General features: G+C 38.2%; 11 protein-coding genes and 1 tRNA gene. 2 read left to right on the forward strand and 10 right to left on the reverse strand.

The features are described from left to right. The first annotated feature begins 34 nt into the window (after positions 1–34). Positions 35–622 carry a hypothetical protein gene (locus tag AC2S94_RS14790; protein WP_484629325.1) on the forward strand — a complete coding sequence of 196 codons (588 nt, stop codon included), beginning with the start codon at positions 35–37 and terminating at the stop codon, positions 620–622. A gap of 99 nt (positions 623–721) precedes the next feature. On the opposite strand, the gene AC2S94_RS14795 is transcribed toward AC2S94_RS14790, so the two are convergent. From AC2S94_RS14795 to AC2S94_RS14840, 10 genes are all read right to left on the reverse strand, one after another. Continuing rightward, complete coding sequence (locus AC2S94_RS14795) at positions 722–3,043, reverse strand: GH92 family glycosyl hydrolase (RefSeq protein ID WP_484629326.1); 2,322 nt, start codon at positions 3,041–3,043, stop codon at positions 722–724. Between the two features lie 18 nt (positions 3,044–3,061). Then, positions 3,062–4,027, reverse strand: a complete 966-nt coding sequence (locus AC2S94_RS14800) for a glycoside hydrolase family 43 protein (RefSeq protein ID WP_484629327.1) — start codon at positions 4,025–4,027, stop codon at positions 3,062–3,064. A gap of 11 nt (positions 4,028–4,038) precedes the next feature. Then, a complete protein-coding gene (locus AC2S94_RS14805) occupies positions 4,039–5,349 on the reverse strand; it encodes a sugar MFS transporter (protein ID WP_484629328.1) in 1,311 nt (436 codons plus the stop codon). Between the two features lie 4 nt (positions 5,350–5,353). After that, positions 5,354–7,645, reverse strand: a complete 2,292-nt coding sequence (locus tag AC2S94_RS14810; protein ID WP_484629329.1) for a GH92 family glycosyl hydrolase — start codon at positions 7,643–7,645, stop codon at positions 5,354–5,356. A gap of 102 nt (positions 7,646–7,747) precedes the next feature. After that, the gene (locus tag AC2S94_RS14815; RefSeq protein ID WP_484629330.1) at positions 7,748–8,761 is read right to left on the reverse strand and encodes a LacI family DNA-binding transcriptional regulator; all 1,014 of its coding nucleotides are present in this window, start codon (positions 8,759–8,761) and stop codon (positions 7,748–7,750) included. A 196-nt stretch (positions 8,762–8,957) separates the two neighbouring features. Then, positions 8,958–9,031, reverse strand: a tRNA-Pro gene (locus tag AC2S94_RS14820). Between the two features lie 59 nt (positions 9,032–9,090). Next, positions 9,091–10,008 carry an alpha/beta fold hydrolase gene (locus tag AC2S94_RS14825; protein ID WP_484629331.1) on the reverse strand — a complete coding sequence of 306 codons (918 nt, stop codon included), beginning with the start codon at positions 10,006–10,008 and terminating at the stop codon, positions 9,091–9,093. A 40-nt stretch (positions 10,009–10,048) separates the two neighbouring features. Further along, a complete protein-coding gene (locus tag AC2S94_RS14830; RefSeq protein ID WP_484629332.1) occupies positions 10,049–11,515 on the reverse strand; it encodes a glycosyltransferase family 2 protein in 1,467 nt (488 codons plus the stop codon). Next, the gene (locus tag AC2S94_RS14835) at positions 11,505–12,554 is read right to left on the reverse strand and encodes a hypothetical protein (protein ID WP_484629333.1); all 1,050 of its coding nucleotides are present in this window, start codon (positions 12,552–12,554) and stop codon (positions 11,505–11,507) included. Before AC2S94_RS14835 ends, AC2S94_RS14830 begins: the two co-directional genes overlap by 11 nt. Continuing rightward, the gene (locus AC2S94_RS14840) at positions 12,554–12,907 is read right to left on the reverse strand and encodes a response regulator (RefSeq protein ID WP_484629334.1); all 354 of its coding nucleotides are present in this window, start codon (positions 12,905–12,907) and stop codon (positions 12,554–12,556) included. Before AC2S94_RS14840 ends, AC2S94_RS14835 begins: the two co-directional genes overlap by 1 nt. Positions 12,908–13,283: 376 nt before the next feature. Between AC2S94_RS14840 and AC2S94_RS14845 the strand changes: the two genes are divergently transcribed. Beyond that, positions 13,284–14,537 (forward strand): YaiO family outer membrane beta-barrel protein, encoded by a 1,254-nt coding sequence (locus tag AC2S94_RS14845; protein ID WP_484629335.1) that lies wholly within the window; start codon positions 13,284–13,286, stop codon positions 14,535–14,537. Position 14,538 lies beyond the last annotated feature (1 nt).

The raw sequence follows: 14,538 nt of genomic DNA on the forward strand, positions 1-14,538 counted from the left end.
ATATTTAAGGAAATAGCATCTAATAATATAACTCATGAAATATTCATTTTCCATATTATTTCTTTTTTTCATAGGCACAGCTTTGGCCCAAAATAAAATTCTTCCTGCAGAAATTCAGATCAAAACAGCTCTTCTGGCAGCACCAGAAGACAAACGGTCTGAAGCTAAAGTCTACGGATATAACCAAAAAGGCGAATTGGTCGTATTAAGAGAAGGATCCAACAATTTGATCTGCCTGGCCGATGACCCTGATTTTGAAGGTATCAAAGTGGTTTGTTATGCTGATAAACTGGAACCTTTTATGGCTCGCGGAAGAGAATTGGTGGCTGAAGGAAAATCAGAAATTGAAAAAAGAAAGATCAGAAAACAGGAAGTGGAAGCCGGAACCTTAAAAATGCCAGACACTCCAAGCACCATGTATGTCTTTTCAGGAGCTGCAGAAGATTATAATTCCTCTACCGGAGAACTGAAAAATGGTAAATTCAGATATGTTGTATATATCCCCTATGCCACCGCAGAGTCTACTGGTTTGCCTTTAAAACCCGATAATCCCGGTATGCCATGGCTAATGGATCCTGGTACGCATCGTGCTCATATAATGATTAGCCCAACGAGCAACTAAATAATATCCAACAATTCCTCATACGTATTTGATGGGAATTTGAAAAGAAAAGGGGATGTCTTTCGACATCCCTTTTTAATTGAATAAATCAAATAGAAACTAAAGTTTATAAATATTCCTGTTCGGCTTTTTTGACATGTAGAATTTCAATTCACCTCCATTCATGATATCATCATGACTTATAAATGGTTCTTTCAGTTCCTTTCCGTTCAGTTCCACCTTTTTTACAAACACATTTTTTTCAGACTGGTTTTGTGCGATCACAGTAAATTTATTACCATTTTCCAGGTTGATCACTGCCTTTTCTATAGCAGGACTTCCAAGCGCATATTTTACAGATCCAGGAGCTACGGGATAAAAACCTAAACTACTGAAAATATACCAGGCGCTCATCTGCCCAAAATCATCATTTCCGCTTAAACCATCTGCTCCGGTTTGATATTTTAAATCCAGGATCATCCTTATTTTATCCTGAGATTTCCAGGGAGTATCTGTCCAATTATATAAATAAGCTACATGATGTGATGGTTCATTTCCATGAACATAATTACCTATGATGCCTTCACGAGATATATCTTCTGTATTTTCAAAATATTTATCTGGAAGCTCCATGGTGAAAAGCGAATCCAGGTGCTGGGAAAATTGCTCTTTACCGCCCATCATTTCGATCATATTTTCCGGGTCATGAGGAACATACAGGCTGTAATTCCAGGAGTTTCCTTCAATAAAACCCTGACCGTGAGTCTTCAATTCATCAAATTCTTCCTTAAAACTTCCATCGCTTAGTCTCGGTCTCATGAAACCAGTTTCAGCATCGAATACGTTTTTATAATATTCTGAACGTTCCATGAATTCATTATAAACTTTATCGTTACCTATTTTCTTTGCAGCCTGGGCAATGGCCCAATCGTCATAAGCATATTCCAGGGTTTTTGATACCGATGCTCCATTTTTATCTTCAGGAACATAACCCATGTCCATATAATATTTGAGGCCATCATAATATCCGGTTTTGGCCGTAGAAACCATAGCATCTAACGCCCGCTCTTCGTCAAACTGAACATTTCCTTTCACGATAGCATCAGCGATCACAGATACACTATGATAACCGATCATACACCAGTTTTCGTTTGCATAATGCGACCAAACCGGAAGCATGGAATGTACGCTCTGGTCATAATGCGCCAGCATAGACTTGATCATGTCGTTATTTCTTTCAGGCTGCAAAACATTAAAAAGGGGATGTAGCGCCCGGTATGTATCCCATAGAGAAAAGCTGGTGTAATTTGTAAAATTTTCAGCCTTGTAAACATTCATATCCAGACCTTTATATTGACCATCAACATCCATATATTCTGTTGGTCCCAGAAAAGCGTGATACATCGCAGTATAGAAATTTGTTTTTTCTTCCCTGTCTTCTGAAGATATATCGACTTTATTCAATTCTTTATTCCATTCATCTCTGGCGTTTCTCTTTACCTTTTCAAAATCCCAGTGCGGGATCTCAGCTTTCATATTCTCTACTGCTCCACGAGAACTAACTGGTGAAATCGCCATTTTGAGCTTCAGTTTTTCTTCTGGCTGCAAATCAAAATCAAACCACATCCTGATCTGTTCACCGGCTATTTCAGGAAAATTCTTGTCCTGATTAAATTTTCTCCAAAATCCTCCATACGGTTGCTTATCATATCGCTCTCTCCCATATTCGCTAATAGGTTTGTTGAAAGACATGGCAAAATATACCTTTCTCGTCCTGGCCCAGCCATTCGTTTGCCTGTAACCTGTGATAAGCGTATCATTTTCTACCCTTATAAAGGTCCAGACATTCTTATCTTCATAATTATAGATTCCGTGTACCAGATCAAAGATCACATGTGCCTGCTCCCCTTCCGGAAATGTATACTGATGCATTCCAACCCTTGTGGAAGCAGTCATTTCCGCTTTTATATTGTAATCTTTGAGCATAACGCTGTAATATCCCGGCTCGGCAGTTTCCTCCTCGTGTGAAAACCTGGAACGATAACCGCTTTCAGGATCACTTTCGGTTCCCGGGTTTAATTTCAGATCACCTGTGGTAGGCATTACCAGAAAATCACCAAGATCAGAATGTCCTGTTCCACTAAAGTGTGTATGGCTAAATCCAACAATGGTGGAATCATCATACTGGTATCCTGCGCAATATTTATAAACATCAGGATTGTATTTGCCATTTACCGCGTAGGGAATGGTATCTGTATCCGGACTTAACTGAACACTTCCAAATGGCACGGTAGCTCCAGGATAGGTATGTCCCATTTTTTCCGTCCCAATCATTGGGTCTACAAACTGCGCAAAATCATTATCCTGAGCCTGGACTTCACCGATCACGGATAAAACAATAAAGGCAAGAATTATTTTGAATTTATTCCTAATTAGTTGCATTGAATAGTATTTCTGAAATTAATTACTTTTTTTAGTAGCATTCACGCCCTCATCTGTGATCTTCACCGGTTCGATAAAACCATTTTCATCAAAGTTCATCTTATCGATACAGGTAACTCTAGAATTGCGATCTGTCTCAGTTAATGGTCTTCGATGATAAACTATATAATATTCACCATTCTCAGGATTCTGTATCACCGAATGGTGCCCTGCTCCAGTGGCAATTTCCATATTCTGCTGCAGAATTTTCCCAATTCTCTCAAACGGTCCCAAAGGTGAATCTGAAATTGCATAGGCTACACTATAATCTGGTCCCGTCCATCCGCCTTCAGACCACATAAAATAATATTTTCCATCTTTTTTAAACATAAACGGACCTTCTACATAATTTTCAGGAGTTACTTCTTTAAAAATGGTTCCGTCTTCAAAAGGAATGAAACCGGTAAAATCTTCGTTCAGTTTTGCCACATTGCAATGACCCCAACCACCATAGAACATATAATAATCACCATCATCATAAAAGACAAACTGGTCTATTGGCTGCGCTCCGTTGTGGAATTTTCCAATAAGAGGTTTTCCAAGATGATCTTTAAACGGACCTTTAGGTTGGTTAGATATTGCCACTCCAATTCCGCCTGTTTCGTCATCGCTTTGAATATCATTGGCAGCGAAAAACAGGTAATAGGAACTATCTTTCTGAATTATGGCAGGAGCCCACATTGCTTTTTCAGCCCATTGAACTTCTGAAGTATCAATAATGCGGTGATGAAATTCCCAATTTACGAGATCATCTGAAGAAAAAGCATCCAGATAAACCTGTTTTTCATATGGTGCCGAAAAAGTTGGATAGATCCAATATTTCTGATCAAAAACTACTCCTTCAGGATCTGCGTACCAGCCTGGAAAAACCGGGTTATTCTGAGCAAATCCGCAAAGAGTGATCAACAAGAAAATTTTTAAGCTTACAAAATCTTTTTGCTTCATGGTATAATAGATTAGATAGCAACCTGCCGCGATTTATTTCTGAATCCGTAGAAAAAGATATAAGAATAACTTAAGATAACCAGAAGGAATGCAGTATGAAACCCGAAAGAATCTGTGAAAAATCCAAATGCCGGTGGAATTACCGCTCCGCCAACGATCATAGTACAAAGCACTCCGGAACCTTGAGGTTTATCGTTTCCTAATCCGTCCAGTGCCAGACTGAAGATCGTAGGGAACATAATGGAGTTGAACAGTCCTACAGAAATCAAAGTCCACATAGCTACAAGTCCGCTTGAAAATGCGGAGATCACGATCATGCTTACCGCCAAAAGCGCAAAAATCAATAATACTTTTGCCGGATTGATAAATTTAGTGAGATAGGAGCCTATGAATCTTCCTACCATGGCTCCGGTCCAGTAGAAGGTTACAAATACTCCCACTATCGCCATATCACTGGAAGTTGAAATCCCTGAACTTAAAATCCATTCAGCAATAGATCTCATAAATGAGGTATTCTTTATGATCTCGGCCAGGTCAAGACTTAAGAAATAATTTACCATATAACTTCCAAGGGCAACTTCTGCACCCACATAAAAGAAAATTCCCAATGCACCGAGCATCAGGTTTTTATTCTTTAATACTCCTCTATAATCATTCGAGGCAGCCGTATCACCGATCTTAGGCAGGTTTACAAAAACAAAAATGAGGGCGATAATTCCAATAAATGCGGCAATTCCAAGAAATGGTACCTGAACTGCAGAGGCTTCGTTGATATAGTATTCAGTTCTAGAAGCGTTATCCATAGCTTCGATCTCACCAGATGTCATTACTTTATCCTTCAGAATAAATAATGCCCCGATTGCCGGAGCAATTGCAGTTCCTAAGGAATTAAATGCCTGGGAAAGGTTCAACCTGCTTGAAGCGGTTTTTTCTGGTCCAAGAACGGTGACATATGGATTTGCCGCTACCTGTAGAACCGTGATTCCAGCGGCGAGCATAAAATATGCCAGCATAAAAATCCCGAAAACTCTCATAGAAGCTGCAGGGTAAAAAAGTAAACATCCTACTCCCATAGTTACCAAACCAAGGATGATCCCTTTTTTGTATCCAATTTTTGAAAGTATATAACCTGCCGGAATTGAAAGCAAGAAATAGGCGCCAAAAAATGCAAACTGCACCATTCCCGCCTGGAAATAAGTTAGAGTAAAAACCTCCCTTAACCTGGGAATTAGAGAATCAACGAGTACGGTGATGAATCCCCAAAGAAAAAATAGGACTGTTAGAAAAATAAAGGCTGTTCTGTGAGATTTGTTCTGGTTCATTTAATTATTCGTTAGATAAAGAATATGGAAAATCGCTTTTTTCAGTTCCCCGGTTTTTATTCGGTTGATTAGCCATTTCGAATTTGATATCTGCACCTTTCATTATTTCCGAATGACTTAAATAGTTCTTCGTATAATTCTGGCCGTTCAGCATTATAGATTCTATATACCTGTTTTCAGAAGAATTATCAGAAGCTTTTATCTTTATTTCATTCCCATTTTCGAGATGTAAAGTAATTTCCTCAAACAGTGGTGCACCCAGAACATACTGGTCTGTCGCCGGAGCAACTGGATAAAAACCCATGGCTGAAAATACGTACCACGCAGAGGTTTGCCCGTTATCTTCATCACCGGCATACCCATCTGGAGCAGCAGTGTACATTCTATTTAGAGTTTCTCTTACCCAATATTGAGCTTTCCAGGGTTCCCCGCTGTAATTATATAGATAGATCATATGCTGAATAGGCTGATTACCATGGGCATACTGCCCCATATCTGCTATCTGCATTTCGCGTATCTCGTGAATCACTCCACCGTAATAACTTTCGTCAAATACCGGCGGAAGCGAGAAAACCTTGTCCAATTGGTTAATAAATACCTTTTTTCCTCCCATGAGATCTATCAATCCCTGGACATCATGAAAAACCGACCAGCTGTAATGCCAGCTATTTCCTTCGGTAAAAGCATCTCCCCACTTGAAAGGATTGAAAGGCTCCATAAATTCACCGTTCTCATTCTTACCACTCATGAGTTTAGTCTCAGGATCATAAAGATTTTTATAATTTAAGGCTCGCTTTCGATATTTCTCAATTTCAGCTTCCGGTTTGTTCAATGCTTTCGCCAACTGGTAAATTGCAAAATCATCATAAGCGTATTCCAGAGTTCTTGCGGCGTTTTCATTTATTCCAACATCGTAAGGTACATAACCCAGTTCATTATAATAAGAAGCACCCGCACGCCCAACAGCAGTCAACGGGCCTGCATTATTTGCACCATGGATCAAGGCTTCGTAAAGATTTTCAATATCATAGTCGTAAGCCTCGCCACTTTTCAAATAAGCTTCCGCAACCACCGAGGCCGAATTATTGCCAACCATCACATTTCTTAATCCCGGGCTGGCCCATTCAGGCAACCAACCGCTTTCATCATAAGCATTGGAAAGTCCTTCCTGCATGTGCCCGTTAAGTTCAGGATACATCAAATTAAGAAATGGAAATAGTGCTCGAAAGGTATCCCAGAAACCAGTGTCTGTAAACATATAACCATCTCTGATCTCGCCGTTATACGGACTGTAATGAACTACCTTTCCATCTTCGTCAAATTCATAGAATTTTCTCGGAAAAAGCAAAGTTCTGTATAAACAGGAATAGAAAGTTTCAAACTGCTCTGGAGTACCGCCAGCAATTTCAATTCTGCCTAATTCTTTGTTCCAGATCTCACGTCCTTTTTCAGTTAATTCGTCAAAACTGTTGTCCCCGATTTCCTCTAAATTTCTTTCCGCATGTGCGTAACTGATAAATGATGAGGCTACCCTGGCATTCACTATTTCATCCTCTAAGGTGCGAAAACCTAATATTGCACCGGAATGATTTGATTCCGATTCCAAGGATTTTGTAAGAGTGGAATCCATGAAAGTCCTGGATAGTTCAAATTCCTTATCAAAAACAACAACAAAAAAATTTTTAAAATTATCGGGCACACCCCCACTATTTTTAGTGGTATAACCAATGATCTTATTTTCTTCCTGAATGATTTTTACGTAAGATCCTTTATCAAAGGCATCAATGACAACAAAAGCACTATCAGTTTCCGGAAATGTAAATCTGAATCTGGCAGCTCTTTCTGTTGGAGTAATTTCTGTGGTTACATCGTGATCTGCCAGATAAACGCTATAATAATATGGCTTAACAATTTCCGATTTGTGAGAAAACCAGCTTTCCCTATCTGATTCTTTAAATTTCAAAGAACCGGTAACGGGCATGATCGAAAATTGTCCGTAATCATTCATCCACGGTGATGGTTGATGAGTCTGTTTAAAGCCTTTTATTTTGTTTGCATCATAAGTATAGGCCCAGCCATCACCCATTTTTCCGGTTTGCGGTGTCCAGAAATTCATTCCCCAGGGCATGGCGATAGCCGGATAAACATTCCCGTTGGAAAGAGAATAATGAGAATCTGTTCCGATCAAAGGGTTTGCATAATCTACCGGACTTTTAACACGGTCTATTTTTGCCTTCTGCGCATTCAGTGAAGCAGCCCATACCAAAGCGAAAAGAAAAATTAATCTAAATTTCATGCTGATTTATTCTGGAATTAAATTACACGGAAAAATTTTGATAAACTTACTAAATCGTTTTAGTTATTCAAAGTCAAATTGAACGGTAAAATTTCAATCTTACTATCTTGGTTGAGAAGAATCTCTAATAATCAATGATGTTTCCAGAATTTTTTTGGTGGGTTTATGTTCCTTGCTCTCGATAATACTGAAAATACTATCCATTAAGGAATTTCCGATCTGGTCCAGAGGTTGCGCCACCGCGGTGATTGATGGTGTATTTATTTTAAAAAGTTCATTATCATCGAAAGTAACTATTCCTAATTCTGATAATTCTGAATTCCTGTTTTCCTTAATTACTTCAAGTCCAGTCCTGGTTAGGTAATTCGTGGCGAAGAAAACCGCATCTAATTTCTGCTCTTTTATAAAATCCCTAATATTAATGCGCGCCTTGTCCTTTTTTATATCATCAAAAGATATTTTTAAAATCCCAGATTGTAGTTTTTCATCTTGTACCGCTTTCACATAGCCTTCTTCCCGGCCAAGCATCTGGTTCTGAACAGAATCTGTAGTAATAAATCCGATTTTTTCATATCCGTTTTCGATCAAATGCCTGGTTGCCTTAAAAGCTGCTTCCGTATTATTGATCATTACCACATCGGTTTCCAGGCCTTCAAAATACCGGTCAAAAAGCACTACGGGCACCTTATTTTTAATAAGGTTATCAATTTCATTCTCGATCCCCGGGGATGGGCTAATTATAAAGCCATCCACCTGTCTTCCCGAAAATAATTGAATCAATTCTCTAGATCTTTCATCCTCGTTATCATTACTGCAAAATAAAACCTTATAACCTTTTTCGTAAGCTAGATCTTCAATGATTCGAGCAATTTTTGAAAAGAAATAATTGCTGATATCCTCCACCATAAATACCAGGATATTCGTTTTCCCGGTCCTCAGACTTTTGGCTACTGAATTAGGTCGGTAATTTATACTTTCGGTGTAGGCAATGACTTTCTTAATTACCTCATCAGAAATTTTCTTTTCCTTTCCCTTACCATTTAAAACAAAAGAAACTGTGGTAACTGAAATATTAAGCTTTTTTGCGATGTCTTTTAAAGACGGTCTTTTCTTCATTCTCTAAATAATAATTAAGGTAAGGTTCTTATAATATTCTGCTAATATAAGAAGTAAATTATCTGTATTAATTTTAAGAAATATAATAGAATTTGATGATTTTCTAGATATTCTGAAAGATTAAAGCCTTCATTGGAAGAATCTCATAATTTTTTTAAAATAGAAAAGCACTGAAAATTTCAGTGCTTTGATCAAGTCGGGATGACAGGATTTGAACCTGCGACCCCACGCCCCCCAGGCGTATACGCTACCAGACTGCGCCACATCCCGATTATCGACTGCAAATTAAACTGCTTTCCATTGAATTTCAAAAATAAAATGAAGCGTTTTTAGTTTGCTGAATTTCCAGAGTTGTCTTTTAGAAATTGAATTACTTCCTTAAAATAAATATCCGGTCTTTCCAGCCATCCATAATGTCCGCACTCGGGCATGGTGATCAACTTTGAATTTGGGAAAATGCCATGGGCTTTTTTAGCAATTCGCATTGGTACCACTTCGTTTTCTCCAATTAAGATCAATACAGGTTTTTTAAAATTTCGCATTTGTTCCGAAACGTCAAATCTGATCCTTACCAAATCATTCCAAACCCACGAATTGATCATCGAATTTCCTTGCGTTAAACGATTAGCTATCTTTGGAGCCAGGCTCTTATCATACAAATATGCCGGAGCCAGAAATAATGCTCGTTTATAATTAGCTTCTTCGGAATTATCTCCTAACCGAATTTTAGATGAATAAAAAGTTAGAGAATCTCTTTCTGTTTGAGAAAGCCGGGACGTAGTATTAGACCCATTTCTAATATCAAGATCCAATCCGCCGGAATGCGACTGAATCATTGCTCTCACCCTTTCCGGGTATTTTGCCGCATAAGCGTAAGCGAGCATTCCACCAAAGGAATGTCCCAGTACGATCCATTCATCATAGCCGAGTTCTTTTCTAAGATCTTCGATGTCTTCCACCATCAAATCAATGCTAATATTGGAAGCTTTCAACTCTCGTAATTCAGAAGCTCCGGTTCCACGCTGATCATATATAATAGTAGTATTGTTCTCCGAGAGTAGCTCAGCTAGAGGCGCAAATCCATCACTATTCATTCCAGGTCCCCCGTTAATGATCAAAACAGGCTCTCCAGCGCCAAATTTCTGGTAAGCGATTACTCCTGAATATGTCTCGATCTTAGACTTTTGTTGCGCCCAAAGAAATATTGGCATCAGCATAAAGATTAAAACCTGAAAGATTTTAAACATCAATAATAAATTTTAATGAAAGTAATTTAAGAAAAATGCTTCAGGCATTTGATTCTTTGTTCTTCGAAACTTTGAATCCTTTCCTGGTCATATTTCCCCAACCTGAAGTTATATCGAAAAGTTTTTTATAATAGCCTTTGATCTGACCAAAAAGCAGAATTGGGTGATAATAAAATGGTTCCAGGTAAGCAGCCAGCAAAAGTTCTACCACTTGCTTTGGTTTGGTATAATGGTCAAAACTTTTCACGTACATGAAAATGGCAATGGTAGAAAAAACACAACCAACCAGGTAAGCTGCAAAAAATAAAAGTATCGCGAAAGGCCAGTTGATCCAGCCAAAAATTCCGAAGGCAATGATACAGATCACCCCCAGGAATTCTACGATTGGAGCTCCGAATTCAAATAGCAACCAATAAGGATAATATAAAAGTCCCATCTGGCGATACTTTCTATTGAATAAAAGATCTCTATGCAAACTAATAGTTTCCCACAGCCCCCTCGCCCAGCGATCTCGTTGCATGACCAGGATCTTTGCATCTGAAGGCCCCTCTGTCCAACACAAAGTCTCAGGAAGGTAAACTACTTTGTAAGGAATATTTTGCTCCTCCATGTGTTTTCTAAGGCGGATACAAAGCTCCAGATCTTCCCCCACCGTTTTCGGATTAAATCCCCCAACTTCAATAACTCGTTTTCTCGGATACATTCCAAATGCACCGGAAATAAGCATCAATCCATTGATCTCACTCCACGCCATTCTACCGAGTAAAAATGCACGGATATATTCAACAACCTGGGTCATAGGAATTAACCGGTTGGGCAGGCGAAGTTCAGTAAGAATTCCGTTTTTAATGATAGAATCGTTCGCAATTCCAATTCCACCACCGCAACCAATAATCTCTTTGTCATCTTCTTCGAGATACGGGCGAACCATCTTCAGAATAGCATCTTGCTCTATGATACAATCAACATCAGTAAAAATTACCAGTTCAGTATTGGCAAAATTCACTCCGGCATTAATAGCATCAGCTTTCCCTCCATTATTTTTATCAATAACAGTTAAATGGGTATACTTTGTTTTTTTACTTCGGTAGATGTGTTTTACAGATGCCGTAGGAATTGGCTGGGTTATGAAAGTCGCATCCTGCTGTTCCAGATCAAACTCCTCGATTAAGAGCTGTAATGATTCATCTTTACTCCCATCGTTCACCAGGATCAATTCATAATATGGATACTGAATGGAGAGCAGGGATTTCACGTTTTCAATAATTGTAAGACCTTCATTATATGCTGGGGCGATCACAGTTACCGAAGGAATATCTGTGGCACTCACGATATCTTCAGCACGCAGGAAGATAGAACGCTGCTTGGTTCTTTTAATAGATCTCCTGGCGAGAAGTATTCCGCTTAAATAGAGGGTCAAAAGGCTGGCACCATAACCTATGAATAAGAATACGCTTATCCAATAAATATAATAGCTACCAAAAAAACCTTCGGCACTATCCCACATTCAAAACCGATTTTGGGTATTGCTGGTAATAGAATTCCTGAACTTTCTCCTTGTACCCATTATTCCATAGAATTTCGGCTACACTAAGTTTGAGGTCTTCATTCTTACCATAGAGTTGTCTCATATAAAAATCCAGGTCTATATCTGAATTTTCAAAGATATAATTAAGTAATTGTCCTTGCTGAGTTGCATTCGGAATATCATCATATAATTCTTTGATATATGCCATCGTCGCAGAAGGTACTGCGAAAGTTTGGATACAATAGATAGCGGTCTCACGCACCTCGTAATCTTCGTGATTCAAATTGTCTATAATATATCCAATTTCTCCGTGAAGCAAATATTTCCTGATAATACGCATGATCAGTTTTTTACCAAATAACTTTTCGGTTTTATAAGCTCTATGCAACCATTTGAGTTCAGGTTTAGGATAAAGATCATATAATTTCTCCACAATCTTGATCTGTTGCCAAAGGGTCATATTTCGTTTAAGATAAGGAAGAAATCTTAAACTTTCCCAGCCAAGGAAAACAACCAGGGCGATCTGGGCTTCACGTCTAACGTAGATATTCTTATCGTTTCGGTATTTAAAGATCTCGTCAAAATACTGAGACTGGTTCATTTCATAAATCTCTCTTATGCCTCTAGCCTTTCTATACCAACTCCAGCTGGAGATCTTTTTTATAGAAACTCCATAAGGTGGAATCTGACCATATAATTTCTGAAGTTTATGAAAGTGGCTTCCAAGGATGGTTCGTTGGGTACGAATCATTAACCTTATAAGAAACTGAATATTATTTTTATTCTCGGGTTTAATACCAACATCCCTTAAGGTGGTGTTGATCTCTCTTAAAGTAATAGGGTTATCTGGATCGTTATACAAATAACGGCTTACCACATCTGCAAAAGTATGCTCGATCTTATTTAATCTTGCTTTTCTGTTACTTCTATAAATAAGACTTACGGCGATAGATATCCAATATATCACCAAAACAGAAAAAACGATTGCTATGAATAAAAGTATAGTTGCTTCATTCATTAGTAGGCTTGTATTATGGCTTCAATTTCGTCCAGATCTATAGGCACAGCATAAAATCCTGTAACTCCACGCAATGCAAAAATTTCCTGTTTGATCTTATCCTGTCCCATATTGGTTACAACCAGTAAATTTTTATGCGGGATCACCTCCTGTACCTGGGCAACAAATTCCAAAGGGGCAATTCCTTCAAATAAAATATCTGTTATAATGAAATCGAAATTGGTTTGCTGATCTTCAATGCTAAGAGAATCAAGTGATCTAATCGCCTTACAATCATAGTCGTTGATGCTAACCAGCCTTTCCAGAATTTTAAGAATAACGATATCCTCTTGAATTACCAGGACCTTCCTCATTCGAATTCATTTGCGTTGAAATATACTAAATACATCTGAAAATCAACCATTTTACACCTTTTACCGACCTTTTGAGGTTTAAATCTATAATTTGAGTAAGAAAAAACTTTCGATTAAAGACCGTTGTCCTACCTTATTTCCACCTTGGTCAGTAAAAACTTACGCAAGAATAATATATTTGGTTTTAATAATTTGGATTTTTTATCCAATATTATCGAAGATAAAAATTATCTCTAATTTATTCTCAATTAGCTTAAAGCTATTATATTGCGACCAATTAAGAGCATAGAGCATTTAAGTTTTATTCCTACTATTAACCTACAAGCATAAAAACTTAAATACTTTAAAATCGTTCTTAATGCAATAAGCCCTTTTTATGAAACCGAAAATCTATTTTCCCCTACTCCTTGTAATTTTCGCTTTATCCCCAATATTTACCCTTAGCGCCCAAAACGAGGAACTAACCACCGATGAACTCTTTATAAAAGCGAGAAAAGCTGCTTTTGATGAAGATGATTATCCTAAAGCCATTGCGCTTACTAAACAGGCTTTAGATAAAAGTCCGTCTTATGCCGACGTCAGGATCTTCCTAGGTAGATTGTATACCTGGACAGACAAAGTGGATAGTGCACGAGTTGAATTTAAGAGAGTTCTTGAAGAAAATCCCGGGTATGAAGATGGAGTGCTGGCTTATACCAACCTGGAATACTGGAATGATAATTCAGAAAAAGCCTTGGAAATCGTTAATACTGGAATCGAGAAAAACCCGAAATCAGAAGATCTATTATTGCTGAAGGCCAGGATTCAAAAAGACCTACAACAATATGCCGAAGCTTCCAATACCATAAATCAACTTTTAAAGGTCAATCCCAAACTAACCGAAGCTCGTTCTCTGGGGGAATCTATCAGAAATGTCTCCTCCAGGAATCAGATTGGAGTTGATTATGAATTTGTTCATTTTGAGAACAGGTTTGATGAGCCTTGGCACCTGGCTACAATAGACTACGCAAGAAGTACCAAGATCGGTTCTATCATTGGGAGATTGAATTATGCAAATCGTTTTGCTTCTAACGGAACGCAATTCGTAATTGACGCTTATCCTAGTATTTCAAATACTTTCTACGCTTATGTTAGTGGTGGAATTGCCAGCAGCGGAAGCATTTTTCCTGATTATCGTGTTGGTGCTTCTCTATATGCCAATCTGCCGGCAGCTTTTGAAGCAGACGCTGGTTTTAGAATGTTGAGCTTTGATGAACAAACCTGGATCTATACAGCATCTATCGGAAAATATATAAGTAACTTCTGGTTGAATGCGAGAACTTATATAACACCAGCCGACAAAAATGTTTCTCAATCATACGCGCTTACTGTGCGATATTATTTTGCTGGTGCAGATGATTTCCTAAGTTTTGGAGTTGGAACAGGTATCTCTCCAGATGATAATACCAATAATATCCTTTATCAGGATCCTTATAAATTGAAATCCAGCGATATTTCAGTAGGTTACAGATTTTCAGTTAAAAGTACCAATGTCTTCTTTATCAATGCAGAGCTGGAAGACCAGGAATATGCGCCGGAAACCAGAGGAAATCAATTTTCCGTACAAATAGGATATTTCAAAAAGTTCTAGG

The sequence above is a fragment of the Christiangramia pacifica genome, assembly GCF_057221535.1.